Here is a 24,425-nt window from a genome sequence, read left to right on the forward strand (position 1 = left end):
CGGTGGCACTGCAGATTCTCCGACTCGGCCCCGTGTTGATCAGGATTGCGCAAGCCCTTCCACGGACATATCAACGTACTTTAGTATGTGGATATGACGGAGCCGGTGGACACTTGCGATCTCCTCTGTTTGGACCTGCCGCGCGCGGAGTCCATCCGGGCCACGGTTCCAGACCCCGCCACCATTCAAGCCGCCGCCGCGGCGGCGCGCGGCCTGAGCGATGCGACCCGGTTGTCCATTGCGGCCGCACTCGCCGCCGGTGACGAGCTGTGCGTTTGCGACATGGCCTGGGTGGTCGGACTGCCGCAGGGCTTGGTCTCACACCACCTGCGCCAACTCAAGAACGCGTCGCTGGTGTCCTCGCGGCGTCAGGGCAAGTTGGTGATGTACCAGCTGACCGAGCGTGGCCGCCAGCTGACCGACTCGGTGCTCGCCAGTGCGGTCGCGCTTACGGGGAAGGAATCCGATTGTGTCTGATGCGTGCTGCGGGCCGCGCGACGACGCCGAACTCGACGCAGGTCCCGAGAAGCTTTGGCAAGTAAGAGAGTTGCAGTTCGCGGTGCTCGCGGCGGTCCTGTTGAGCGTGGGCTGGATCGTGGGGCGGTTCGGCGGCTATGAGGGTGTCGTAGAAGCCGTCGAGCTGGCGGCTGTAGCCGCCGGCGCCATCACGTTCGTGCCGGATGCGGCCCGTAACCTGCGACACGGTCGCATCGGGGTTGGCACGTTGATGACGATCGCCGCGATCGGCGCAGTCGCTCTGGGCCAATTCGCCGAGGCAGCACTGCTCGGCATCCTGTTCTCAATCGCCGAAGGGCTGGAGCACTACGCCGTCAGCCGCACCCGCCGCGGGCTTCGCTCCCTGTTGTCTCTTGTGCCGCCGAAAGCCTCGGTGCTACGGCACGGCACCGAAACAACCGTGGCCCCCGGCGAACTCGTCGTCGGTGACGTCATGGTGATCCGGCCTGGTGAACGGGCCGCCACTGATGGCACCATTCGGTCCGGTCAGACGAGCCTGGATCTGTCGGCGATCACGGGCGAGTCGCTGCCCGTCGAAGCCGGCCCCGGCAGCGACGTGTTCGCCGGTGCCATCAACGGCGGTGGAGCGATCGAGGTGGAAGTCACCGCCCTGGCCGCCGACAGCTCATTAGCGCGCATCGTGCACATCGTCGAAGAAGCCCAAGAACGTAAAGGCGCCGGTCAACGACTGGCCGACAGGATCGCCCGTCCGCTGGTGCCGGCGATCATGGCGTTGGCCGCGGCCATCGCCGCGGTTGGCGCGGTGTTCGGTGACCCGATGCTGTGGCTGGAGCGGGCGCTGGTGGTGCTGGTGGCTGCCTCACCGTGCGCGCTGGCGATCGCCGTCCCGCTGACCGTGGTCGCGGCCATCGGGGCCGCCAGCCGCCATGGCGCCCTGATCAAGGGCGGCGCCGCAGTCGAAGAACTCGGCCGCATCAAGGTCGTCGCCCTGGACAAGACCGGCACCCTCACGCGCAACCAGCCCCGCGTCATCGACGTCATCACCACCGACGACTTCAGCGACGATGATGCCTTGAGGTGGGCAGCTGCGTTGGAGACACGCAGTGAACACCCACTCGCACAAGCGATTCTGACTGCCGCCGGTGATCCGCCGATCGCCAGCGACGTGACCGCAGTGCCCGGCCATGGTCTGCATGGTGAGCTCGACGGCTACCGGCTGCGCCTCGGTAAGCCCTCCTGGGTAACGCCTGGACCACTCGCCGACGACATCGAGCGGTTGCAGGCAGCCGGCGCGACCGTGGTGGTGCTGGCCCGAGACGAACAGCCGGTCGCCGCCATCGCGGTGCGCGATGAACTTCGCCCCGAAGCCGCCGACACCGTGCGGCTGCTTACACGCCTGGGCCTCACGGTGGCGATGCTCACCGGTGACAACGCCCGCACCGCCGAAGCAGTGGCCGCCGAGGCCGGCATCACGAACGTGCACTCCGAGCTGCTTCCCGAGGACAAAGCAGCTCTACTGCGAACCATTGCACAAGGCCGCCCCATCGCCATGGTCGGCGACGGCATCAACGACGCCCCCGCGCTGGCCACCGCCGACATCGGCATCGCCATGGGCGCCATGGGCACCGACGTCGCCATCGAAACCGCCGACGTCGCCCTGATGGGTGAAGACCTTCGCCACCTACCCCAGGTACTGGCCCACTCGCGGCGTGCCCGGGGAATCATGGTGCAGAACATCGCATTCTCGCTGGCCATCATCGCCGTCCTGATACCGCTAGCCGCATTCGGTGTCCTGGGCTTGGCCACCGTGGTCCTGATCCACGAAACCGCCGAAGTACTGGTCATCCTCAACGCCATCCGCGCCGCGCGCATCGCCGCCCTCCCTGGCGTGACAACGTCGTCGCCACGATCAACGACTCATGCCATCGACATCGGCCCGGCACCCACCCTCGACGACCCCTGCTGTGGTCCCCAACGGTCGACGCCGCCCTCAGCCACCAAACTCAACTCCCCATTGGTCGCGGCAGATGTTGCACCAAACGACCACGGATGTGACTGCTGCGCTCCCGCCGGACCTCCACTGGCCGACGACCCGACCGCATCCATAAGGGCCAACCACCGATAGCCCACCACTTTCCGCACGACAGGAGTCGACTCGATGCCACGAATTGGCGAGCGTGCCCGGCGGGTCTATCGAGGTGAGATGACCGCTGCGAAATATGCGACCAGCCCCGCGGCCAGGTGGCGACATCTGGAGCGCGCACACATTGTCTCGCAACCGGATCCGTGGCTACACACCTGCAGCCACGCCGCGATGCTGAGGTTGGCGCTAGGCCAGCACGACCGCCGCGAAGCCATCGGCCAGGTCCTACGCCTGATGGTCGCCGCCCCTGGCTCACTGACCGGCCGCTATCCCGTCGGCAACACCGGCCGCGTGACGGCCGGCCTCATGACACCCATGCCCATTCCCGACGACCTCGCCGCCCTCACCAACAGATGAAACCGACGGCGCCGCTTACCAAACGCCTGCCGGAACGACCCCGCTGGGCTGTCGCGGCCGCAACGGGGATCACCGCTGTGACGCTGGGCCTGGGATGGTGGGCCTTCGACCTACTGACAATGACGATCTTCACCGCCGGATTTGCCGGCGGCCTCCTGCTGTGGCTGTTCTTCCCCGCCGGCGGGCTCTGGGCAGATGTCCGAATGCCATTCTGGATTGCGTTGAGCCTCTTCCTACTTCACCGCGTCGAAGAAAAGCAGATGGAGTTCTTCGCGTTTCTGGCGACGGTTACCGGAACCTCCAAACCCTCCGCGACATCCCTGCCAGTCCTGCTGCTCGTCGCGGTGTCGGTTGGCGCTTGGCTGCTGACACCCATCCTGATGCGCCGCAACCACCCCCTAGGTCGTTACCTGGCCTGGACATTCTTCGCCTCCATGGGTCTGACTGAACTCGCTCACTTCGCCGTCTTTCCCTGGCTGAACCCCAGCGGAATCACTGCCTACGTCCCTGGAATGTGGACAGTCCTCGCTCTTGCTCCCGTCGCATGGTGGGGCATGTGGCGACTTGTTCGCGGCTGAGGGACGGGCGTCTTGACAACCCCGAAAGCGACATGCCGAGGCTGGCGTCATCCCAGATAAGGTCGGCCGCCAGAGCGACAGAAGGAGCGGATGCGCCCCGGTGGCCGCTATGCGTTGCGGCGCTTCGATAGTCGCGGCGTGCGGCGCGAACGATCGGTGCCATAACGCGACGCGGTGCGGCACGGCTGGGATCCGCCGCGGTGCAGGCAGCGCTGCTTGGCGACCAGCCCACGCCGTGGTGAGTCTGGCCCTCACCTGGAGGGGCGTGGCTGGTGTGTCGGCTGGGGGCAGGCTGGGCGGCGGTACGTGGCCGTAGCGGGCGGTGTCGCAACACGTTGTTTACGAACTTTCCCGACGCTGCGGCGGCTGGCAGCGCGCGTAGTCTCGATGGCGTGGGGGCTCATGACAGAGAGGCGACACCGCAGGCACCGGCGGCGATGCTGGCTACTTTGGGACATCCTCCGGCTGGGGGCGAGTTTCGCTGTAGTGGTGAAGCACGGCGGGCAGCACATCTGAACGTCGCCGAGCGCACCTGAGTCTCCTAGCCCGCGCGGCCATGTGGGCCGTCATGCTGGCTTTCGTCTCGGCCACAGGAAATTTTCGTTGCGTGTTGCGCGCAATCTTCATCGAATCTTTGTCGAACCAGCACTGCAGGCTTATCGATCACCGGAAGGGTGAGTGATTGAGATGACTAGCCTGACGGATGCGGGATGGGGATGGCGAGGACAGCGCAGGTCGCAGGACATCGGAGCCGCTCCGGTAACACTGAACGAGAGACGCTATGACGAAGTCGACGATTCTCGACGTACACGGATTGAACTGGGCAAGTTCGACGGCGGTGGTGGAGGCCACTCTGCTTAGACGTCCGGGCGTGACGTCGGTCGAAGCCAATGCGGTAAATCAAACGGCGACAGTTGTTTACGACCCGACGACGACCTCGGTCGCTGACCTGGCCGGGTGGATACGTGACTGCGGCTTCCACTGCGCGGGGCGGTCGGTGCCGGACCACGTCTGCGATCCGTCCGAGCCCCATCACCACCCATCGGCCACCCTGGACGAGCAGCCAACGTCGGCTCCGTCGCCGACAGCCGGGGAGGTGCATGCGCATGAGGCCGCGCCGGCACGAACTCCGCAAGAAGCGATGGGTCACGGCGGCGGACACGCCGGCATGTCGATGGATCACATGGTCCGCGATATGCGCAACCGATTCCTAGTAGCGCTCGCGTTGTCGATCCCGATCATGCTGTGGTCGCCGATGGGCCGCGACATGTTCGGGTTCACCGTGCCTGCGCCGTTCGGGCTCCGCGATGACGTGTTCACCCTGTTGCTGAGCCTGCCGGTCGTCTTCTACTCGGCGTGGATCTTCTTCGACGGTGCCTGGCGAGCGCTACGGGCCCGCACCTTGGACATGATGGTGCTCGTTGCCGTGGCGGTCGGCGCAGGCTGGCTCTACAGCCTCGGGGTGACGCTGACCGGCGGCGGTGAGGTGTTCTATGAGGCCGCCTCGGTGCTGACGGCGTTCGTCCTGTTGGGCCACTGGTTCGAGATGCGAGCTCGCGGTGGCGCGAACGATGCAATTCGCACCCTGCTCGAGCTGGCGCCCCCGGTGGCAGTTGTGCTGCGCGACGGTGAGCCGGTGGAAACTCCCACCGCCGAGGTGGCAGTGGGTGACCTCCTGCTCATCCGCCCAGGTGCCAAGATTCCCGTCGACGGCACGGTGGCCGAGGGAACGTCAGACGTCGACGAGTCGATGGTCACCGGGGAAAGCCTGCCGGTGTCAAAGGCGCCGGACTCGAAGGTGATTGGCGCCTCGATCAACACCACCGGCACGTTGCGGGTCCTGGCTACGAAGGTCGGCTCCGACACGGTCTTGGCTCAGATCGTCGCGATGGTTCAGGAAGCGCAGAACTCCAAAGCCCCAGGGCAGCGGTTCGCCGACCGGGCAGCGTTCTGGCTGGTTCTGGTGGCGCTGATCGGCGGCACTGCCACCTTCCTAGTGTGGTGGGCGGTCGGCGCCGGTGTCCAGACCGCGTTGCTGTTCGCCATCACCGTCGTGGTCATCACCTGTCCCGATGCGCTGGGACTCGCGACTCCGACCGCGATCATGGTGGGCACCGGGTTGGGCGCCAAGCGGGGAGTGTTGTTCAAGAATGCGACCGCGCTGGAGACGTCGGCGCGCATCGATACCGTCGTCATGGACAAGACCGGCACGTTGACCAAGGGCGAGCCTGAAGTGACCGACGTCGTCGTCGACGGCATTCCAGAGGATCAAGTACTCGCCATGGTGGCTGCGGTCGAAACTGAGTCCGAGCATCCGCTGGCGGGGGCGATCGTGCGTTACGCGGCCGCGCACGGGATCGCTTCGGCGTCACTGACTGGTTTCCGTAACGTGCCCGGTCACGGAGCTGTCGCGACGGTAGATGGGCGCCGCGTTGCCGTCGGCAATCGCAAGCTGATGGTCGAGGAGGACGTCGAGTTCGGCGTGTTGATGCAACGCCGCGACGAACTCGCCGCCAGCGGACGCACGGCGGTCTTGGTAAGCGTCGACGGCCGGGGAGTCGGTGTCATCGCCTTGGCGGACGCTGTGCGCGAGACGTCTGCCGAAGCGGTGTCCGCGCTGCACGACCTCGGTGTCGAGGTGGTCATGCTCAGTGGCGACAATCAGGCCACTGCCGATCGCATCGCCGCGCAACTGGGAATCGACACGGTCATCGCCGAGGTGCTGCCAGGTGATAAGGCAGCCAAGGTCGCTGAATTGCAACGACAGGGCAAGAAGGTCGCCATGGTCGGCGACGGCGTCAACGACGCACCGGCGCTCGCCCAAGCTGATCTCGGCGTGGCGATCGGTGCAGGCACCGACGTCGCCATCGAAACCGCAGATCTGGTGTTGATGCGATCAGACCCGCTCGACGTCGCGATCGCGCTGCGGATTGGACGGGGCACGCTACGAAAGATGCGGCAGAACCTTGGATGGGCGGTCGGCTACAACGTGATCGCATTGCCCATCGCGGCTGGGGTTTTCGTACCTTCGCTCGGCTTGGTGCTGCGGCCCGAGATCGCTGCCCTCTCGATGTCAGGTTCCAGCTTCATCGTGGCCGTCAATGCGTTGATGCTGAAGAGATTGAAGCTTCCCGTACCGGCGTCAGCGGAGGCGGGCGCCAAGTCGTGACGCTCCGCGTGCCGTCGCTGTTCTGTGTTTGAGGGACTAGGCGGGTGCGGCCGCAGTCTGAAGTGAGTCGATGGCGGCCTGCATCTTTCGCGTCACTTCGTCGGCGACGTCACGCAAAGCCGGCTCTCCGGTCACCTCGACCAGTATCTGCGGGTTCATCGCCTCGACGATGACGGAGGTGTCGTCTGCACGGTCGGCTCGGACAACGACGTTGCAGGGCAGCAGCAGGCCGATTTGACGGTCCACATTCACTGCCCGGTGAGCCAATGGTGGGTTGCAGGCACCCAGAATGAGGTACTCCTCCACGTCCTCGCCCAGCTTCGCCTTGAGAGTCGCCTTCATATCGATCTCGGTCAGGACGCCAAAACCCTGCTCTGTCAGGGCGGCTCGGGTGCGCGCAACGGCGTCGGCGAACGACGTGTGCAGCGCTGTCGACAGTGCGATGGTCATGCGGTCCTCTCAATGGTCCTGTGGGGCGAACACAGCCAAGGCTGCGCCGCGGACCTCCCGACGCCAAGGGCGGTTGCCGTTCTTTATCGAATCTTCATAGAACGACTAGTCGGGCCATACCGGCGCCGCGAATGCTCGAAGACAGGTCGGGATACCCGCGCGTCAACTGGGCGCGCTGCAGCCGCATCGACCGTGAGACCCAGGAAGGGACTTGTTGTGATGAAGAGGAAGACGCTGGCCGTCGGTGCGGCCACCTTGGCGGCGCTGGTCACCGTTGGTGCATGTAGTGATACCAGCACTACGCAGGGAGATTCGTCGTCGTCGGTGTCGGCGCCCTCGTCGACATCGGCCACCGAAGCCCACAATCAGGCTGATGCCATGTTCACCCAGCACATGATCCCGCATCACCAACAGGCCATCGAGATGAGCGACATGCTGCTGGGTAAGCAGGGAATCGACCCGCGAGTGGTGGACCTGGCCAAGCAGATCAAAGCTGCTCAGGGGCCCGAGATCGAACAGATGCAGGCCTGGCTCACGCAGTGGGGCATGTCCACGATGCCGATGATGCCCGGGATGGACGGCATGCCCGGTCACAGTGGGATGCCCAGCGCCAGTGCCGCGCCCAGCGAATCCGGTACGCCGACTCAATCGATGATGCCTGGAATGCCGGGCATGCCCGGTATGGGTGATATGCCGGGGATGGAGGGCATGATGTCCGAGGAGGACATGGCCGCATTGCAAAACGCCCAGGGGGTGGAAGCCTCCAAGTTGTACCTGACGCAGATGGTCAAGCATCACGAGGGTGCAATTACTATGGCGCAGAATGAGATCAAGGACGGCCAGTTCCCCGATACGGTCGCGTTGGCACGCTCGATCGTCACCAGCCAGCAGCAGGAGATCGACACCATGAACAAGATCCTGGCCTCGTTGTAGAAGTCAGGGCATGGCTGCGTGTCGCGCGAGTCATGTTTCATGACAGCGTTGTCGAGTTCGATTAGTGGTCATGGCGGTCCGTGCGTGCGGGTAGCTCGATGGTGAAGGTGCTGCCCAGGCCTGGTCCGCGGCTGGCCGCAGTGATGCGGCCGCTGTGGGCTTCGGTGAGTGCTTTGGCGATGGCCAACCCGATCCCCGCGCCGCCGTGGCTTCGATCGCGGGCCACATCGGCGCGGTAGAAGCGTTCGAACACGTGCGGGAGGTGCTCGGCAGCGATGCCATCACCATTGTCGCGCACGGTGATGATCACTTCGCCGGGCTTTGCCGCCGCGTCGACCTCGACGCGGCCTCGCGCGGGGGTGTGGCGCAGAGCGTTGTCGAGAAGGTTCCCGATCACCTGTGCGAGGCGCAGAGGGTCTACCCACACCTCGGGCAGCGGGTTCGCGGCATCGAAGGTCAGCGCGACATCCTTCTGGGCGTATCGGTCGGCTGCGGCAGACACGGTGGTGACGATCGCGGCCTGGGGGTCGATCCACTGCGGTGTGACCGCGCCGGGACCTTCCTCGGCTTGAGCGAGCGCGGCGAAGTCATCGGAGAAGCGCACCAGCCGGCTGGCTTGATCGTTGAGCACGGCAACCGTCTCGGGGTCAAGGGTTTTCACTCCGTCCTCGACGGCCTCGATGTAGGCCTTGAGTACCGAGACGGGTGTCCTAATCTCGTGGGCGAGGTCACCGAAGAGTTGGCGCCGGGTGGTCTCGACCGATTCGAGCCGTTCGGACATCCGATTGAACGCGCGGGACAGGTTCGCGAAATCCTCCCCCAAGCGCAGCGGCGACACACGGATGTCATAGCGGCCGTCGGCGACTGCAGTGGCGGCCGATGCGACCTCGGCGATGGAGTGCTGCAGGCGACGGCTGAAGTACCAGGTCACAAACAGGGCGGTCAATGCGGCTACGCCGATCGCCACCGCGATGGAGATTGCGGTGGCGTACCGGTAGGCCTCCTCGGCGTGGAACTGTTCATTGGATGAGTGAGGAAGTCCGGCGCGGTTCAGGTGTTCTCGGAACAGCGGTGGACCGACGATGACGGCGACGACCCCGGTGGTTGCGCCGCCGGCGAGGAGCACCAAGGCTTGCGCCAGCAGGAGTCGCGCCCCGACTCCAGGACTGCGCCGCGACCTGGGTTGAATGCTCGTGTCTGTCCTCATTGGCCGCTTCCCATTCGGTATCCGACTCCGCGGACGGTGATCACGTAGCGGGGACCGGCGGGGTCATCCGACAATTTGCGGCGCAGATGTCCGATGTGGACGTCGACTAGATGTTTGTTTCCGCCCCAGGAGTCTCCCCAGACGGCCTCGAGGAGTTGGCGGCGGCTGAAGACCACGGCCGGTCGCGACGATAACGCGGCCAAGATGTCGAACTCGGTGCGGGTGAGCAGAACTGGTTCGTCGTCGATGAATACCTGTCGGCCCGCAACGTCGATGGACAACGGCCCGAAGGCCCGCGGCGGGGGTTCGTCGGCCGCGGTCGCAGCACTGGTCGGCGTTGCGACGGTGCGAGGCCGGCGCAACATGGCGCGGATCCGCGCGACCAGTTCGCGGGGACTGAAAGGTTTGGTGACATAGTCGTCGGCACCGACCGACAGGCCCACGATGGTGTCCATTTCGGTATCGCGTGCGGTCAGCATCACCACGTAGGCATCGGAGAACGTGCGAAGTTGGCGGCATACCTCCACGCCGTCGATGCCCGGCAACGCGAGGTCCAAGATGACCACGTCCGGGTCGATCTCACGGGCCTGCGCCAAGGCGTCCGCTCCGCTGTGGGCGAGGCTGACGTCAAACTGCTCGCGTCGGAGGTAGCTCGCCACGACTTCGGCCAGCGGTACCTCGTCGTCGACCACCAACGCTCGATAACCCGCAGAAGGGGTGGCCGCAGGCTTGTCCATGTCCTCATCGTGCCGCCCCGAAGGGATTCAGGAACCCGCGACCCAGGTCTTGAGCGAATCTTCATAAAACCATCGTCGATTCGCTACTCGACCGCACGAGTGTGGAACGCGAAGGAGGTGACCCCGATGACGTGGTGGAACGAAGCCGGCGCTCTGTGGGGGTGGGCTGGCTGCCTGCTGGCAATGATGATGCTGGTTGCGTTCTGGGGAGCCGTGATCGCCGCGCTGGCGGCACTGCTCGGGGGGAAGACACCGCAGCGCCGCCAGGACATTGAAATCCAGCGCGACGCTCCGTTGCCCGGCCTCACCGCCGCCGATTGCGTCGCGACGACGAACCCCCCGCAACGACCATGAACGGTCAGAGCGTCGGCACGACGATATTGACACGACGCACGTTTCTCGCGGCCACCCTCGCTGCCAGTACCGCCGCCATGGCTGCGTGCGGAAAGCCCACAAGTGTCAACCCGGCTACGGATCCGATCGGCGCCGCCGAAGCCGCGCGGCCCCACACCGGGCGCACTGTCACTGCGGCGTTGACACCTGGGCCGGCGGACATCGATCTGGGCGGACCCGTCGCCCGCACACTGGCGTACAACAACATTGTTCCCGGACCGTTGATCCGCGCCAACGTCGGCGACGAACTGGCGATTAGCGTCACCAACGGTCTGAACCACCCGTCTTCGCTGCACTGGCATGGCATCGCGCTGCGCAACGATATGGATGGGGCAACGCCGGCGACCCCGAACATCGACCCGTCCTCGAACTTCACTTACCGGTTTTCTGCGCCTCATCCCGGTACCTACTGGGCGCATCCGCACACCGGCCTCGACGCCGACTACGGACTCTACGCGCCGGTCATCATCGACGATCCGGCCGAACCGGGAGGCTACGACGCCGAGTGGATCGTGGTGCTCGATGACTGGACCGACGGCATCGGCTCCAGTCCGCAGCAGCTCTACGAGGGGCTGCGTCCCATCTCGGGAGTCGGCGGCCACTCGGGTGGCATGCCAGGCATGCCCGGCATGCCCGGCATGCCCGGCATGAGCGGAACACCTGGAATGCCAGGGGTTCCCGGTGTCGGCGGCGTGGGCGCGAGCCCGCTTCTCGGGGGCGACGCGGGTGACGTCAGCTACCCCTTCTACCTGGCGAACGGTCGTATTCCGGCGGCACCGACCACTCTCACCGCTCGCCCTGGGCAGCGGATAAGGATGCGGATCATCAACGCCGCGTCCGATACCGCTTTTCGGGTCGCGTTGGCCGGGCATCGGATGACCGTCACCCACACCGACGGCTTCCCTGTGGTGCCGACCGAGGTGGACGCGCTTCTGATCGGCATGGGTGAGCGCTATGACGTGCTCATCACCACCGGTGACGGCGTGTTCTCCTTTGTCGCTTCGGCCGAAGGGAAGAACGCGCTCGCGCGAGCCATACTGTCGACCGGTGCCGGTGCCGCACCCGATCCGACGTTCATGCCACCCGAACTGCAGCGCCGGGTCGGCACCGTCGGCGTGTTCACCGCCGCGCCCGAGGCGGTATTGGATGTCAGCAGGGCCGATGTCGCTCTGTCGGCCCGGCTTTCCGGTTCCATGGCGTCCTACGACTGGACGATCAACGGCAGACCGTTCGAAGACACCGTCCCACTGACTGTGAGGCAAGGCCAGAAGGCGACGTTGACCTTCGCCAATACCACCATGATGTGGCATCCCATGCACCTGCACGGCCACACCTTTCAAGTGATCAAGCCGGACGGGACTCCGGGCCCACGCAAGGACACCGTCATCGTTCTGCCGATGCAGGAGCTGACGGTGGCGCTCGCCGCCGACAACCCGGGCGTCTGGATGATGCACTGCCACAACACCTATCACCAGGAAGCCGGCATGATGACGAGCCTGAACTACTCGCCCTAGCCCGGTGCCGCGCCCTTCGCACGGTCAGCGGCAATGAGGCCCAAAGACCTTGAAGCGCAGTGCTCTTGACTCTGTCGGGACGAGACGCAAACCGTAAGACTGTGGCCGATCGGCCACGGATACATCAAGAGGAGGAACGGTCATGATGTTTTGGTACGACCACGACATGGGTTGGTGGGGATACGCGGGGATGGGCGTCGGGATGGTGCTGTTCTGGGGCTTGATCATCGTCGGTATCGTCGCTCTGATCAGATACACGACGGGCAGCTCACAAGCGCCACGCGGTGACGCGCCCACAGCCGAACAACTGCTAGCGGCGAGATTCGCCAGTGGCGAGATCGACGAAACGCAGTACCGCGAACGATTGGCGATTCTGCGCGAGGCTGTCCGCCGATAACTGACGCCAGCACCCAAGCCCGCGGCGGGGGAGTCCCGCGCCGCGGGCGTATTTGCTGAGCGTGAGGTGCCCAGCCTGGGGTTATGGTGCGGTGTGGGCCCTGCGGTACTCGTCGCCCCCTGGCGGCACTGTCGCAACGTGGACGTCTTCCGTCTGCCCAGGGGATGCGCTGCTGGTGAACCGGCGAAGCCGCAGGCTGTTGCTGACCACGAAGACCGAGCTGAAGGCCATTGCGGCGCCGGCGATCAGCGGATTGAGTAGGCCCAGCGCCGCTAAGGGAAGTGCGGCGACGTTGTAGGCGAAGGCCCAGAACAGGTTTCCCTTGATGGTCCGCAGGGTTGACCGGGCCAATCGAATGGCGTCGGCGGCTGCGCGCAGATCACCACGTACCAGTGTCAGGTCGGATGCCTCGATGGCGACGTCGGATCCGGTGCCCATCGCCAGGCCCAGATCGGCCTGTACCAGTGCGGCGGCATCGTTGACGCCGTCGCCGACCATGGCGACGGTTCGCCCCTGCGCTTGCAGGCTTTTGATGGTGTCGACTTTGCCGGCAGGGAGGACCTCGGCGATCACGTCGTCGGCGTCGATACCGACCTCTGCGGCGACTGCGAGGGCGGCGCGCCGATTGTCGCCGGTCAGCAGAAACGGACGTAGGCCGAGCTTGCGGAATTGGCCGATGGCGTCCGCGGAGGTGCGCTTCACCGTGTCGGCCACGACGATCACGCCGCGCACCGCCCCGTCCCACGCCACCCACACTGGGGTGTGGCCCTGGGACTCAGCGTGTTCGGCGGCGGAGGCGAGGTCGTCGGGGGCTGTCAGCGACCAGTCGTCATTAAGCCAGCTGAGCCGTCCAACCAGGACCGCATGGCCGGCGACGACGCCGCTGACGCCGTAGCCGTTGTGGTTGGAGAAGTCTTCGACCGCTGGCAACGCGCCGCCGGCGGAGGCCGAAGCGGCGATCGCTTCCGCGATGGGGTGTTGAGACGCGCTCTCCAAGGCTCCCGCGAACTCGAGGAGCTCGTCGGAGTTCTGGCCTGCGCCCGGGTACACCCCCACGAGACTCATGCGGCCGGTGGTGACGGTTCCGGTCTTGTCGAGCACGATGGTGTCGACCCGGCGGGTGGACTCGAGCACCTGCGGCCCTTTGATCAGGATGCCCAGTTGGGCGCCGCGGCCGGTGCCGACCATGAGGGCCGTGGGGGTGGCCAGACCGAGCGCGCACGGGCAGGCGATGATCAGGACGGCGACCGCCGCGGTGAACGCGACTGTCGCCGAATGGCCGGTGAGCAGCCAGACAGCCAGCGTTGCCACCGACAGCGCCAGGACGATGGGCACGAAGACCGCCGAGACCCGGTCGGCCAGGCGCTGTACCGATGCCTTGCCGTTCTGGGCGTCTTCGACCAGGCGCGCCATCTGCGCGAGTTGGGTGTCGGCGCCGATTCGGGTGGCGCGGACGAGCAGTCGCCCACCGGCGTTGACGGTGGCACCGGTGACGTGGTCGCCGGGACGGACCTCGACGGGCACGGATTCCCCGGTGAGCATCGATGCGTCGACCGCTGATGCGCCGTCGGTCACCACCCCGTCGGTGGCGATCTTCTCACCCGGTCGCACCACGAACACGTCTCCGACGCTAAGTTCTGCTGTTGGAATGCGGATTTCGGTACCGTTGCGCACGACGGCGACGTCTTTGGCGCCCATGTCGAGCAGGGCCCGCAGCGCGGCACCGGATCGTGTCTTGGCGCGCGCCTCGAAGTAGCGGCCGGCCAGAATGAACACCGTCACCGCGGCGGCGACTTCGAGGTAGATGTGCTCGGTCTCGGAACCCGCGTCGGGTAGCAGACTGAAGGCCATCCTCATCCCCGGCATGCCGGCGTGTCCGATGAACAGCGCCCACAGTGACCACAGGTACGCGGCGCTGACGCCCAGTGAGATCAGGGTGTCCATCGTGGCGGCGCGGTGACGGGCGTTGGCCCAGGCTGCGCGATGAAACGGCAGGGCGCCCCACACCACGACGGGAGAGGCCAAGGTCAGCGCGAGCCATTGCCAGTTGGTGAATTGCAGCGCGGGGATCATCGACATCGCGATCACGGGCACCGTCAGCACCAGGGAGATCAGCAATCGGCTCCGCAAGGAGTCGGCTTCGCCCGCGTCCCGGCCGGAATCGGTCGGGGCCGCGTCGTTCGGCGCCGCGGGGGCGGTTGCGGTGTAGCCGGTCGCTTCCACCGCGGCGATCAACACTGCCGGATCGACGGAGTTGGGGTAGTCCACCTTGGCCTTTTCGGTCGCGTAGTTGACGCTGGCCTCGACCCCATCGATCTTGTTCAGTTTCTTTTCGATCCGGGCTGCACACGATGCACAGGTCATCCCGCCGATCGACAACTCGATGCTGTGGGGTTGATCGACACCGACGACGTGATTCGGCAGGCTCATGCTCTGTCCTTTGGTTCGGGTACGGCGCAGGGTCGAAGCGCTAGCGAGGTTGATCGTTGGATAGGCGGTAGTCGCCGGCCTCATCGAGTGCGGAGGTGATCTGCGCTGTGGTCAGTGGTGTGTCGCTGGAAACCGTCACTGTGGATATGCCGCCGGCAACCAGATCGACATGAACGTCGGTGACACCGGCGAGTGCACCGAGTTCTGCGCTCACCGCGGCGACGCAGTGGCTGCAGGTCATGCCGGTCACGGAGTAGGACTTGGTGGTTGTGGTGGTGCTCATGGCGTTCTCCTCGAGCGTTGCTGGTGGGCGTGTGTCCGAGGACCTCGGTGCGCAGCAACTGCAGCCCGAGGAGGTGGACGGGACCAGGGGCAGGGTGACGATGAGCTGTCGGGTCATTTCTGTCCACTTTCGCTTGCGGGATGGGCGGTTTCGGATGTGTGCTCAGGAGCGGACGAGCCGCGCGATTGCTGCCGAGGCTTCATTGATCTTCTGCTCGGCCATGTCGCCGCCCTGGTGGATTGCGTCACGGACGCAGTGGGACAGATGTTCGTCTAGAAGCGACAACGCCACCGACTCCAACGCTTTGGTTGCCGCCGATATCTGGGTGAGCACGTCAATGCAGTAGGCGTCCTCGTCGACCATGCGCGCAAGGCCGCGGACCTGCCCCTCGATTCTGCGCAGTCGCTTGAGATGTGCGTCCTTCGAGGCTGTATACCCGGGTGTCGCCGTATCCATGACTCCTCCTCCCTAATACCCCATAGGGGTATAAGAAGCAATATACCCCTATGGGGTATCAATCTGTCAAGGGGCCAACGTCACCAGAAGTGCGACGGATACCTCAGCTGCATAACCGGGCCCGCCCGCGTGGGCGTCGAGGGTGTGCAATTCAGCGCGCCGACTGGCCCTCCCGCGTGCGGCGCATCAGCCCGCCGCATGATCATCAAGCCGACCCGCCCCGTTGCTCATGGGTTCCCGCGCGGGTCGATTACTTTGGCCGCACCTGATTCCATGTGATTCCTGAGCTGCCAGATGTTGGAGCCGACCATGTAGGTGTTGATCGCAGGATCTGGTGTGATCTTCAAGAAGCAGATTCGCGTTTCGCCGCGGCGGTAAGACTCTTCGTAAGCCTTGAGGATTCGGCGGCCTATCCAGAACTGGCGGAAGGCATCCCGCCCTTCGTCGTCAGTCCAGTCGAGGATCTTCGCGTGTCCGCTCAACTGGAGGGTTGCTGGTGGGAGGAACCACAGGAGCCGCCTCGGCAGCGGAACCACGAGCGAGACCCGCGGATGCCGCACGACATTGCGCGCCTTCTTCAGGTGCCGGCGGGTCATAACGAAGATGGAGATGGCACCGCCGAGCTCAGACACGCGGTAGTTGACTCCCGCTGAGCACGGTTTGCCCTCTTCGTCAGTCGTCGAAAGTACCGCAAACGTTCGCTTCCGTAGATGGCCGAGAACCAGCTCGAACGTGACAGGGTGATCCTTCACCATGACGCCCGGCGACTCGGTGACCGACGAAGCGCGGTATTCATGTGCACCCGCCGACCCATGTGTTCCGGGACTTGTTGGAAAGAGCCCGTGGCGTGGACGCCGGGGTGCTTACAGGGACGAGGCACCTGCCAGGCCCACTCCCGGAAGGTCACGACACCACCGCCACCAGCGTCGCCACGATCCAGAGTGCCGCCGCAGCGGAAAGCAGCCACCGAAATGTCGAGTGCAGCGCGAAATTTACCAACGCCATGACCCCACTCGACGATGCGCCGGCGACCGCCAGTACCGCCACTGCCGACGACTCGGCATTACGAATGTCGGTGGCTGCCAGGTAGATGGTGAGTGTCCTGGTAGCCACTGCGTATCCGCCGAGGACGATGAACACCAGACGCAGCCACTCACGCAGGCTCGGTACGGCAGCATCGATCTCGCCCGCGGTGCGGCGTAGATAGCGCAAGTCCTCGGGCAGCAGTGCAGGCCGGGCCAACAGAAAGAACCCGCCAATCCCGACGAGGATCGCGCCACCGACGCCGAACAGCCATGCGGCGGCGATCATCAGGTCGACTTCCCGCCGCGGGTGAGGACCACTGAGGCCACGATCAATAGCCCACCCAGCCAGACGAACCCAGTTAGTAATGGCCAGGTTTCGTCGAAACGTGAGGTGAGACTGGTATCGAATAGCAACCTGGTCACGCCGTACCCGGGAAGAAACTGGGCCCACTCCTGAGGTATAGGGCGGAGCATCGGACTTTGGATGATTCCCAGATCGAGAAAAGGGATCAAGAATGCGACGAACACCCCCGCGACCTTGCCCAGCAGTGGCCCGATGACTACACCGATCAGGGCGTAGATGGCGGCGATCAGCAGGTTGGCGGCAATGTAGCCCGGCCACTGCCTGGCGTCGAAGACGGTCGCGGTAACCCCCATGGTGGCCGCCGTGATGACGATGGCGGCTACGGCGACCACGCCCAATCGGGCAGCCAGCACCACGCCAGTGCGGTAGCCGGCCAGCCGCAGGCGTCGGTCCCCGCCGGCAGCATCGACCACTACGAACATCCCAACCAGTGCAGCCAGCGCACCGATGCCGATCGGGGCCATCGCTCCGGCGTGTACCTCGGGAAACCAGAACGACTGGTTTGAAACGGCGCCGTTCTCGGTGACCGACACCATTAGAGATCGCCCCGGCGTGGTCACCTTCGCCAGCAGCACGAACGCCGCCGGCACAATAACTAGCAGCACCAGCAGCACGCCGTTTCGCCGCAGATCGACCAGACCGAACCTCAGCGCAGTCGGTAACTGGCCGGCCGTGCGCTGACGCCGTCGCGCGGTGCGAGAACCCGCCGCCACCAACGCGCCGGCCACAGCAAGAGCGCCGAGCATCCAAACCGAGGCGAGGCCGAGATCGCCGAGCCGTCCAGCGTGGTGCGAGGGCGTGTCGACCATCCACAACGTGACGAAGTGAGTGGGAAACCAGCGAGTGAACACGTAATCGCCGCCGCTGCCGGCAGGCCCGACGAACACGTCGATCATCCAGATCAACAAGATGATCACCGCACCGTTGACCGGATTGGCAACCGCTATCCCTACTAGCGCACCGATCGCCAGGTAGATGACCGAGAACATCAGCGTACCGACGATCACCCGGACCGGATGGTCGATACCGACACGCACGGCCAACGCGGCGAGCGCCACTCCCGAGACGAGTCCCGCCATGAGCAGACCGGTGCCGGCCCGGGCAGCGAGCAACCGCGCCGCTGGTAAGCCGACCAGTTGCAACCGCTTGTCCGCGCGTCGCGCCGAGCGGATCTGGAAGTACATTGCGAGCCCCGACAGGAAGCCAGCTGCCCAGCCGGCGGTCGCCGTTTGGGTTGCGATGCCGGGTCGTCCCCGTAACAGTTCCATCGCGTCGGCGATCGAACCGGCCGCGACCAGCACGAACACGAGCGGCACCAGGACCAGCATGATCAGGTTCACCGGGTTGCGAACATAGTCGGCGATGAAGCTGCGGGTCAGCAGCAGCGTCGGCCGCCACTGCTCATGGGCTGCGGTCGTCACTGGGGACCCCCTGCCCTCCGTACTGTCCCTCGCATAGCCGCCCGTCACACAGCTTGACGATGCGATCGAAGCGGTGCTCGTCAGCGACGAAGTGGCTAATGATCAGCACCGACCGTCCGTCGTCGCGACGACGGGCCACCAGATCCCAGAACTTCAGATAGGTGTCCCAATCGAAGCCGGCATAGGGCTCATCCAGCAGCAGCACTTGCGGGTCGGCCAGCATCGCCAATGTCAGGTTGAGCTTGGCCAGCGTGCCGCCCGACAACCGATCCGCCCGTGTGCCGGCGTATCGTTCAAATCCCAACGCCTCGTAAAGATCTCGGCGCGCGCGCCGTTCGCCCTCATGCGTCATACGGTAGGCGCGCGCGAACAGCTCAATGTGCTCATCACAGGTCAGGCGTTCATACACCACCGGCTGCTGCGGGCAATAGCCCAGCACGCCGGAGCGGACCACCGTGCCCGCGTCTGGGGCAAGCTCGCCAACCAAGATCTTCATGATTGTTGACTTGCCTGAGCCGTTCTCCCCAACAAGACCGACCACTTCGCCAGGCTGCAGCGTCAGATCGACGCCGCGCAGCACCTGCCGGTGGTGCGAGATCGGCCAGGTGCCGCGGCGAAACGACTTCTCGATACCGCCGGCCGTTAACACCGCGGCGGCGGCCTCGACCACCGGCAGCTTCGTTATGGCGTCGGTCCCAGTGGTGTGATTCATGACCGACCTCCTCCGTGGGAGCCGTCGGTGCTGGGCGGTGGCGAGGCGCCGGTGGGCAGGGGCGGCGGTGTCGGGCGATGCCAGGCGGTGCGGCTGTCACCGGAGTGAGCGGTTTCCGGCACGGTTTGGGGACGAGATCGCAAGTGCGGCACGAATGCCGGAGTGCGTGCCGCGTACGCGTTCCATGCGGGGCCGAATTGGTCCGCCGCGTCGCGTTCTTCGCTGCGCGCCAGCCGCGCGTAGACGTAAACCAGCACTGGGAACATCATCAGTGTGGGAATCGTCGGCCACTGCAGCAAGAAGCCGAGCATGACTAGTAGGAAGCCGTCGTATTGCGGGTGACGTACCCAGGCATACGGGCCGGTTGTGGCGAGTCGATCGGCTTGGGCGGCCGCATGCAAGTGTCGCCAGGCGACCGCGATCAGCCAGAAACCGCCACCGATCGCCGCGTAGCTGGCCAGATGAAAGGGGCTCAGGTGCGGGTCGCCGGTCCAGCCGATGAGGTCGTTCCACAGGTGCCCGCCGGCGTGGGTGTCACGTAGGAGCGGGAAGCGCGATCCCAGCCAGCCGCCGAGCAGGTACACGGTCAACGGGACGCCGTACATCTCGGTGAACAACGCCACCAAGAACGCGGTGTAGCCGCCCATCGCCCGCCAATCTCGATGCGTTCTCGGACGAAAGAAGCTCAGCCCAAAAGCCATGAACAACAACGTGTTCACGATCACCAGCGGCCATAATCCGTAGGCTGCATCTGCCATCGCCAAGACCTCCTGATCGGTGATGGACGTGGAGGTTTATGACCGTCCCGCAGAGTCGCGGTGCTCCGGCGTATCGGACCGGTCATGCTTAGTGTTGTTACCGTGCCCGCCGCCCATTCCGCCCATCATGAACATCATCATCAATGGGCATGCCAGCGCAAAGAGCAGCAGCGCCGACGTCGACAGCGGAACACCGATGGCCAGCGCAGTTACGAAAGCGGCGGCCAAGGCCAAGGCGTACCAGGGTAGGTACTGTGTTTTCATCTCGAGGTCCTTCCGTTCGGGCCGCCCTCAAGCATGCGCTTCTACCCTGGCGATGCCCATGGAACTACGTAGGTGATAGGTACGACGAAAGTCCCTGTCTGATTCGCCCAGAGGCCCTATGGCGGCCAACGCGATCGTTCTCGTCGGCGTCGGCGTCGGCGTCGGCGTCGGCGTCGGCGTCGGTGCTGGCATCGGCGGTAGGCGTCGCATCCGGTCTGCGGCACGGTCATCACGAGCCGGCGGTGTGAAACCCGATCACCACGATCGGACACGCGGACGATCACGGTCGTGCGGCGCCACCCGCTACGTAGCCGGTCGTCGAGTCAGCCGGCACGCCAGCGACACCGGCGCCTGTCGAGGCTCCTTCGCCTGAGTCGCTTCACCACGAAACGGGCGTTGATCACAACCACGACCAGTAGTGAGTCAACCGCGGCCCGGTGGACTGGTACGTCGAGAACTTCGTCAGGTGTACGTGATGGGGGCAAAAAGGCGCCTTGCTGACTGTCGCACCACCTACTGGGAGTGCCTTCGTTAGATCTGCCAGTCTTGGGCGCCGTCGTTTTGGTTGTAGGTGCCGATGGAGTTCTTGACGACGACCGGGTCTCCACTGCCGAAGTTGTCATAGAACCATTGAGCGTTGGCTGGACTCAAATTGGGGCACCCGTGGCTGACATTGCGCTTGCCTTGATCGTTGACTGACCAGGGCGCGCTGTGAACGAATATGCCGCTGTTGTCGATGCGAACTGCGTCTGCACCTTCAGCTTGTAGCCTTCAGCCGAATCGATGGGGACGCCGTACGTCGAGGAGTCCATGACGATATACGCGAACTTCTCCAACACGTAGTAGGTGCCGTTCGGGGTTTCGTAACCCTTCTTACCGAGAGAGACGGGAAAAGTCTTCTCCAGCTTGCCGTTGCGCATGATCTCCATCTGGTGAGTGCTGTCATCGATGGTTGCGACGAGCGCATCGCCGGTCCGGAAGCTCGACTTGGTCCCGCTGGCATCGATGTTCACCGTTGTGTTGGCGGGCCAGAAGTCGATGGGCCGCCACCGAAGCTGGGTGTCATTCATCGTGTAGAACTTCCCGGGCACGGGCGGGTTGGAGGAGATGTGAACGGCTTGCTCGGCCAGCGCGCGGTCGGCGATCGGCCGTTAAAAGTTGATGATGATCGGCTTGGCCACACCGACCATCGCGCCATTGACGGGATTGAACGTCGGCGGCGCGAACAAGCCCAGCCGGGGGCGCCGGCCGTGAAGGATCACTTAGCGGACCCTGGATCGAATCGGGGGAGAGGACGAACGGTTCTGGCGGGGATCCCGGCATTGCCATCGGATCGATCGGCGCCGGCGGTCCGGGAAGGGGCGGCTCCGCCGCGGCGGAGCCGGTGCTCAGCATTAGTGCGCCGGCGAGGCCAGTCGCGGCCAACATCAGTCCCAGCTTGCGCACTAGCCGCCGCTCCATAACCGGTCTCCTCGCCTAGATTCTTCCGCCGTGCAACCCAAGAAGCACGACGAGTACTTTCAGATCTACTACCTACGTACGTTGGCAGTAGGTTGACCGATTTCGCTTACCGTGCGGTGCGGCAGTGGCTCCGTGTGGACAACCGCCACGTACGTCCGTAACCCTAACTGTGATCTACGTATCGAGACCGTACTTGGTTCCTGCGCAACGAAAGGACATCCGACGTCGTGATCCTTGAACCGATCCGGCGGATCTCCCGTTCGCTGGTGCGGTCGCTGTTGCGACCTTGCTGTGTGTCGCGGTCGTCAGCGACGTCAACGCCGATCCGGCATCGGACGCACTGGCCCGCATGAATGAGCTGTCCCGCCAGCCGAGCAGACCACTGAGGCTATGCACACCGCACAGATCGACTTAGAAACCTTCCGGTCGCGGACTATCTACGTAGTGCAATAGTAGATGGGCGGCACAGGGCAACGGCGCGACGCTGGTATGACGCCCTGGGCAGGGCTGCGCGTACCGACAGGACAGTGAGGCTTCTTCATCAAGTCTTCATCGGGACACGAACCGACCCATACTCGGAATCTTGAGGCTGGACCGAGGCTGCGAGAGCGCTTGCCGCGTGGCCTGGTGTCACGAAGTTGTATAAGAAGGATGCGCGATGCAGCACAAGCGATGTGGAACTGGGTTTGCGGCGTTGGCAGCGTCGGCCCTGTTCATCACTGCCTGTTCGAATGCGACAACAGACTCTCAGTCATCGCCGAGCGCTGCGAGCAGCGACGCGGTCCACAACGACGCTGATGTGACCATCGATGCCGGGCAGACCGATGTCCAGGATGACGACATCGGGATCGAGGTCGCGCGCGACGGCGATCGCGTCGACGCCGTTGCCGGCCACGACCGCCTCGAACTGCTCGCGTTCCAGGTAGCTGGCCACCACTTCGGCCAGGGGAAGTTCGTCGTCGACGACCAGGGCGCGGTATCCCTTCGCCTGCTCAGGCGGTGTACCCGGGTGGTTATCCATATCCCGCATGGTGCCCGCTGAAGCAGCCGCGGCGGCGCAGACCGCACGAAGCGGCGCGATCTTCAGCAGATCTTTACGAGACTCATGCCGATTGCGTCCTTCGGCTGGGAGACGCTCACTGTGGAGGAGGGCCTGATATGCGCTTGCTGATGGACGTCTGCCCGAACAGTCTCGGGTGGCAAACGTGGCTGATCCTGTGCGCCGTCATTGTCGTGATGTGAGCCGCCGGCGCGACGGCCCTGTTCCACGCTTCTGGCCGGCCGCGCCGCAGGCAGCGGCGTGAGGCAATAGAGGAGCCTGTTCGCAGCGGCCAAGTCGGGGCGGAGTGACTGGTCAGCAACGCGGCCAACGTAGCGCTCGCGCGGGGTGTCAGTATTCGATCAAGCGCGTGACGTAGGGCGTCATGCCGGAGCTGCGTACGGGGGAGATTTTGACCACTGACCCGGTGTAGGGGGCTTCGAGCATCATGCCGTCGCCGAGGTACATGGCTTCGTGCTGGCTGGCGTTGGGGCCGTAGAAGATGAGATCGCCGCGCTGCATCTGCGATGACGGTACTTTGCGGCCGGCGTTGTACTGGGATCCGGAGTAGTGGTCGAGTTTGATGCCGACTCCAGCGAAGGCGTAGAGCATGAGGCCGGAGCAGTCGAAGCCGACGGTGTTGGCTCCTTGATCGATTCCCCGAGCGGGCCCGTTGGCGTTGCCACCGCCCCATGAGTAGGGAACGCCGAGTTGTGACATGGCTCGTCGGATCACGAACTCCGAGGCCTGGCGGCCGTACAGGCGGGGGATGCGTCCATTGGTGATGCCGGGATCTGCAGCAGCGGTCGCGGGGGAGAGGATGCCCAGTTTGGTGAGGAAGTTTCGGCCCATGTCGGCGGTGAGTTGCAGCGAGGTCGCCATGATTTTGAGGACGGCGTTGATGATGGCTATGGGGTCGCCGGCCACATTGGCGCTGGGCACCATCGGCAGCGTGGTGTCCCACTGGCCGGTGCCCGAGCTGTCCGCCGGTGCCGGGCTGGAGCGGTCCCATTGGCCGCTCGGCGGCACCGGGGTACCGGGTTGTGCGGCCGTGGGCTGGCGCGTGGTGGCTGCTACCGGTCGGGCAGTAGTGAGTCGGGTTTGTGCGGAGTCGCGTTCGGCGGCCAACCGGGTGAGGTCGGACTGCTGATTGGTGAATGCGCGTTGCGCGGCAACGAGTTCCGCGACTGCACCGTCCTGCCGTCGTTGCGCCTCGGCCGCTGCGGCGTCGGCGTCCAGCCGGGCCTGCTTGGCGGCTGAGAGTCGGTTGGCGCGTTCAGTCTGGCTTCGGCGAAGATCGTCTTTGACCCTGCCGAAGGCAAGGAGATAGGTCTGCTGCGTCGAGGCTGCCGAGAGGATGTCTTCAGGGCTGCTTGCCAGCGGCAGTGAGCGCGAGGGACCGTTCATATAGGTCGAGGCGGCGAACTCGTCGAAACGCTGCTGCGTCGCGTCGATGGCGGTTTGGCTGTCGGCGAGTGCTTTCTCGCTGTCGGCGAGTCTGCGGTGCGCCTCGGAGACCGCCTCGCGGGCGGTGGCAAGCTCAACCAGGGCCCGATTGACGCTCTCCTGCTTGTGTTGGATGTCCGCGCCGATATCGGCGACGTGCTGGTTGACCTCGGCGACGGCGGCGACAAGTCCTGCGACCGTTTCGCTGTCACCATCAGGTTCGCTTCCGTGGCCGGCCGTTGCGACGCCCGAGGTGTGCAGCACCAGCATTGACGCAAGTACCCCGGCGATGAGAAGTGAAGTGAGGCGCCGCATCAATTCTCCTGAGTGGGGCGGCTGCCGGGTGGCCGCGAGTCGGACGGGGCAGTGCGCCGACGTGTCATGTCTGACGGCCTACTACCGCTGTAAGTA

Annotated in this window: 22 protein-coding genes and 3 pseudogenes; 10 read left to right on the forward strand and 15 right to left on the reverse strand. The window is 64.9% G+C overall.

Going from position 1 to position 24,425, the window contains the following annotated elements:
* Positions 1-93 precede the first annotated feature (93 nt).
* From ACNUDN_RS29250 to ACNUDN_RS29270, 5 genes are all read left to right on the forward strand, one after another.
* Entirely contained in the window at positions 94-477 is a 384-nt protein-coding gene (locus ACNUDN_RS29250) for an ArsR/SmtB family transcription factor (protein ID WP_011767887.1), read from the forward strand.
* On the forward strand, positions 470-2,602 hold the full coding sequence (locus ACNUDN_RS29255) for a heavy metal translocating P-type ATPase (RefSeq protein ID WP_011767888.1): 2,133 nt from the start codon (positions 470-472) through the stop codon (positions 2,600-2,602). The genes ACNUDN_RS29250 and ACNUDN_RS29255 overlap by 8 nt, the downstream gene beginning before the upstream one ends.
* Positions 2,603-2,635: 33 nt before the next feature.
* Positions 2,636-2,977: a DUF3703 domain-containing protein gene (locus ACNUDN_RS29260; protein ID WP_011767889.1), complete on the forward strand. Its 342-nt coding sequence runs from the start codon at positions 2,636-2,638 to the stop codon at positions 2,975-2,977.
* Between the two features lie 77 nt (positions 2,978-3,054).
* The gene (locus ACNUDN_RS29265; RefSeq protein ID WP_011767890.1) at positions 3,055-3,555 is read left to right on the forward strand and encodes a hypothetical protein; all 501 of its coding nucleotides are present in this window, start codon (positions 3,055-3,057) and stop codon (positions 3,553-3,555) included.
* 781 nt (positions 3,556-4,336) lie between these two features.
* Entirely contained in the window at positions 4,337-6,724 is a 2,388-nt protein-coding gene (locus tag ACNUDN_RS29270) for a heavy metal translocating P-type ATPase (protein WP_011896108.1), read from the forward strand.
* Between the two features lie 36 nt (positions 6,725-6,760).
* On the opposite strand, the gene ACNUDN_RS29275 is transcribed toward ACNUDN_RS29270, so the two are convergent.
* Positions 6,761-7,174, reverse strand: coding sequence for a DUF302 domain-containing protein (locus ACNUDN_RS29275; RefSeq protein ID WP_011896107.1), 414 nt, complete (start codon positions 7,172-7,174; stop codon positions 6,761-6,763).
* A 219-nt stretch (positions 7,175-7,393) separates the two neighbouring features.
* Here ACNUDN_RS29275 and ACNUDN_RS29280 point away from each other — a divergent pair, with 219 nt between their 5' ends.
* Positions 7,394-8,107, forward strand: a complete 714-nt coding sequence (locus ACNUDN_RS29280; RefSeq protein WP_011767893.1) for a DUF305 domain-containing protein — start codon at positions 7,394-7,396, stop codon at positions 8,105-8,107.
* Positions 8,108-8,168: 61 nt separating this feature from the next.
* On the opposite strand, the gene ACNUDN_RS29285 is transcribed toward ACNUDN_RS29280, so the two are convergent.
* Both ACNUDN_RS29285 and ACNUDN_RS29290 read right to left on the reverse strand, forming a co-directional pair.
* Complete coding sequence (locus tag ACNUDN_RS29285) at positions 8,169-9,314, reverse strand: sensor histidine kinase (protein ID WP_011767894.1); 1,146 nt, start codon at positions 9,312-9,314, stop codon at positions 8,169-8,171.
* Positions 9,311-10,051 carry a response regulator gene (locus tag ACNUDN_RS29290; protein WP_011767895.1) on the reverse strand — a complete coding sequence of 247 codons (741 nt, stop codon included), beginning with the start codon at positions 10,049-10,051 and terminating at the stop codon, positions 9,311-9,313. Before ACNUDN_RS29290 ends, ACNUDN_RS29285 begins: the two co-directional genes overlap by 4 nt.
* A 126-nt stretch (positions 10,052-10,177) precedes the next feature.
* Here ACNUDN_RS29290 and ACNUDN_RS29295 point away from each other — a divergent pair, with 126 nt between their 5' ends.
* The 3 genes from ACNUDN_RS29295 (at position 10,178) to ACNUDN_RS29305 (ending at position 12,355) form a co-directional block, all read left to right on the forward strand.
* Positions 10,178-10,405, forward strand: coding sequence for a hypothetical protein (locus ACNUDN_RS29295; protein ID WP_041322078.1), 228 nt, complete (start codon positions 10,178-10,180; stop codon positions 10,403-10,405).
* Entirely contained in the window at positions 10,402-11,958 is a 1,557-nt protein-coding gene (locus ACNUDN_RS29300) for a multicopper oxidase family protein (RefSeq protein ID WP_011767897.1), read from the forward strand. Before ACNUDN_RS29295 ends, ACNUDN_RS29300 begins: the two co-directional genes overlap by 4 nt.
* A 142-nt stretch (positions 11,959-12,100) precedes the next feature.
* Positions 12,101-12,355: an SHOCT domain-containing protein gene (locus tag ACNUDN_RS29305; RefSeq protein ID WP_011767898.1), complete on the forward strand. Its 255-nt coding sequence runs from the start codon at positions 12,101-12,103 to the stop codon at positions 12,353-12,355.
* A gap of 81 nt (positions 12,356-12,436) precedes the next feature.
* On the opposite strand, the gene ACNUDN_RS29310 is transcribed toward ACNUDN_RS29305, so the two are convergent.
* The 10 genes and pseudogenes from ACNUDN_RS29310 to ACNUDN_RS29355 form a co-directional block, all read right to left on the reverse strand.
* On the reverse strand, positions 12,437-14,785 hold the full coding sequence (locus ACNUDN_RS29310) for a heavy metal translocating P-type ATPase (protein WP_011767899.1): 2,349 nt from the start codon (positions 14,783-14,785) through the stop codon (positions 12,437-12,439).
* A gap of 40 nt (positions 14,786-14,825) precedes the next feature.
* Positions 14,826-15,068, reverse strand: a complete 243-nt coding sequence (locus ACNUDN_RS29315; RefSeq protein WP_011767900.1) for a heavy-metal-associated domain-containing protein — start codon at positions 15,066-15,068, stop codon at positions 14,826-14,828.
* Positions 15,069-15,230: 162 nt separating this feature from the next.
* Positions 15,231-15,524, reverse strand: coding sequence for a metal-sensitive transcriptional regulator (locus ACNUDN_RS29320; RefSeq protein ID WP_011767901.1), 294 nt, complete (start codon positions 15,522-15,524; stop codon positions 15,231-15,233).
* 227 nt (positions 15,525-15,751) lie between these two features.
* Positions 15,752-16,279, reverse strand: coding sequence for a pyridoxamine 5'-phosphate oxidase family protein (locus ACNUDN_RS29325; protein ID WP_011767902.1), 528 nt, complete (start codon positions 16,277-16,279; stop codon positions 15,752-15,754).
* Between the two features lie 148 nt (positions 16,280-16,427).
* The gene (locus ACNUDN_RS29330) at positions 16,428-16,835 is read right to left on the reverse strand and encodes a hypothetical protein (protein WP_011767903.1); all 408 of its coding nucleotides are present in this window, start codon (positions 16,833-16,835) and stop codon (positions 16,428-16,430) included.
* Complete coding sequence (locus ACNUDN_RS29335; protein WP_011767904.1) at positions 16,835-18,334, reverse strand: ABC transporter permease; 1,500 nt, start codon at positions 18,332-18,334, stop codon at positions 16,835-16,837. Before ACNUDN_RS29335 ends, ACNUDN_RS29330 begins: the two co-directional genes overlap by 1 nt.
* Positions 18,315-19,046 carry an ABC transporter ATP-binding protein gene (locus ACNUDN_RS29340; protein ID WP_011767905.1) on the reverse strand — a complete coding sequence of 244 codons (732 nt, stop codon included), beginning with the start codon at positions 19,044-19,046 and terminating at the stop codon, positions 18,315-18,317. The genes ACNUDN_RS29335 and ACNUDN_RS29340 overlap by 20 nt, the downstream gene beginning before the upstream one ends.
* Positions 19,043-19,804, reverse strand: a complete 762-nt coding sequence (locus ACNUDN_RS29345; RefSeq protein WP_011767906.1) for a methyltransferase family protein — start codon at positions 19,802-19,804, stop codon at positions 19,043-19,045. The genes ACNUDN_RS29340 and ACNUDN_RS29345 overlap by 4 nt, the downstream gene beginning before the upstream one ends.
* Positions 19,805-19,840: 36 nt before the next feature.
* Complete coding sequence (locus ACNUDN_RS29350; RefSeq protein ID WP_011767907.1) at positions 19,841-20,068, reverse strand: DUF2933 domain-containing protein; 228 nt, start codon at positions 20,066-20,068, stop codon at positions 19,841-19,843.
* A gap of 531 nt (positions 20,069-20,599) precedes the next feature.
* Positions 20,600-21,529 (reverse strand): annotated as a pseudogene (locus ACNUDN_RS29355) (L,D-transpeptidase).
* Between the two features lie 286 nt (positions 21,530-21,815).
* Here ACNUDN_RS29355 and ACNUDN_RS29360 point away from each other — a divergent pair.
* Positions 21,816-21,943: pseudogene (locus tag ACNUDN_RS29360) on the forward strand (peptidoglycan hydrolase RipC); the annotation flags it as partial.
* 388 nt (positions 21,944-22,331) lie between these two features.
* Here the strand turns inward: ACNUDN_RS29360 and ACNUDN_RS29365 are convergent.
* A pseudogene (locus ACNUDN_RS29365) lies at positions 22,332-22,559 on the reverse strand (response regulator transcription factor); the annotation flags it as partial.
* A 360-nt stretch (positions 22,560-22,919) separates the two neighbouring features.
* Positions 22,920-24,329, reverse strand: coding sequence for an NlpC/P60 family peptidoglycan endopeptidase RipA (gene ripA, locus ACNUDN_RS29370; protein WP_011767910.1), 1,410 nt, complete (start codon positions 24,327-24,329; stop codon positions 22,920-22,922).
* Positions 24,330-24,425 lie beyond the last annotated feature (96 nt).

The organism is Mycobacterium sp. smrl_JER01, assembly GCF_048513595.2.
Taxonomy (GTDB): Bacteria; Actinomycetota; Actinomycetes; order Mycobacteriales; family Mycobacteriaceae; genus Mycobacterium.

Bases quoted from the DNA above. Each gene is read 5' to 3' on its own strand.
- ACNUDN_RS29250 (WP_011767887.1), top strand. From the start codon at position 94: ATGACGGAGCCGGTGGACACTTGCGATCTCCTCTGTTTGGACCTGCCG.
- ACNUDN_RS29260 (WP_011767889.1), top strand. From the start codon at position 2,636: ATGCCACGAATTGGCGAGCGTGCCCGGCGGGTCTATCGAGGTGAGATG.
- ACNUDN_RS29270 (WP_011896108.1), top strand. From the start codon at position 4,337: ATGACGAAGTCGACGATTCTCGACGTACACGGATTGAACTGGGCAAGT.
- ACNUDN_RS29275 (WP_011896107.1), bottom strand. From the start codon at position 7,174: ATGACCATCGCACTGTCGACAGCGCTGCACACGTCGTTCGCCGACGCC.
- ACNUDN_RS29280 (WP_011767893.1), top strand. From the start codon at position 7,394: ATGAAGAGGAAGACGCTGGCCGTCGGTGCGGCCACCTTGGCGGCGCTG.
- ACNUDN_RS29285 (WP_011767894.1), bottom strand. From the start codon at position 9,314: ATGAGGACAGACACGAGCATTCAACCCAGGTCGCGGCGCAGTCCTGGA.
- ACNUDN_RS29290 (WP_011767895.1), bottom strand. From the start codon at position 10,051: ATGGACAAGCCTGCGGCCACCCCTTCTGCGGGTTATCGAGCGTTGGTG.
- ACNUDN_RS29295 (WP_041322078.1), top strand. From the start codon at position 10,178: ATGACGTGGTGGAACGAAGCCGGCGCTCTGTGGGGGTGGGCTGGCTGC.
- ACNUDN_RS29300 (WP_011767897.1), top strand. From the start codon at position 10,402: ATGAACGGTCAGAGCGTCGGCACGACGATATTGACACGACGCACGTTT.
- ACNUDN_RS29305 (WP_011767898.1), top strand. From the start codon at position 12,101: ATGATGTTTTGGTACGACCACGACATGGGTTGGTGGGGATACGCGGGG.
- ACNUDN_RS29310 (WP_011767899.1), bottom strand. From the start codon at position 14,785: ATGAGCCTGCCGAATCACGTCGTCGGTGTCGATCAACCCCACAGCATC.
- ACNUDN_RS29315 (WP_011767900.1), bottom strand. From the start codon at position 15,068: ATGAGCACCACCACAACCACCAAGTCCTACTCCGTGACCGGCATGACC.
- ACNUDN_RS29320 (WP_011767901.1), bottom strand. From the start codon at position 15,524: ATGGATACGGCGACACCCGGGTATACAGCCTCGAAGGACGCACATCTC.
- ACNUDN_RS29325 (WP_011767902.1), bottom strand. From the start codon at position 16,279: ATGGTGAAGGATCACCCTGTCACGTTCGAGCTGGTTCTCGGCCATCTA.
- ACNUDN_RS29330 (WP_011767903.1), bottom strand. From the start codon at position 16,835: ATGATCGCCGCCGCATGGCTGTTCGGCGTCGGTGGCGCGATCCTCGTC.
- ACNUDN_RS29340 (WP_011767905.1), bottom strand. From the start codon at position 19,046: ATGAATCACACCACTGGGACCGACGCCATAACGAAGCTGCCGGTGGTC.
- ACNUDN_RS29345 (WP_011767906.1), bottom strand. From the start codon at position 19,804: ATGGCAGATGCAGCCTACGGATTATGGCCGCTGGTGATCGTGAACACG.
- ACNUDN_RS29350 (WP_011767907.1), bottom strand. From the start codon at position 20,068: ATGAAAACACAGTACCTACCCTGGTACGCCTTGGCCTTGGCCGCCGCT.
- ripA (WP_011767910.1), bottom strand. From the start codon at position 24,329: ATGCGGCGCCTCACTTCACTTCTCATCGCCGGGGTACTTGCGTCAATG.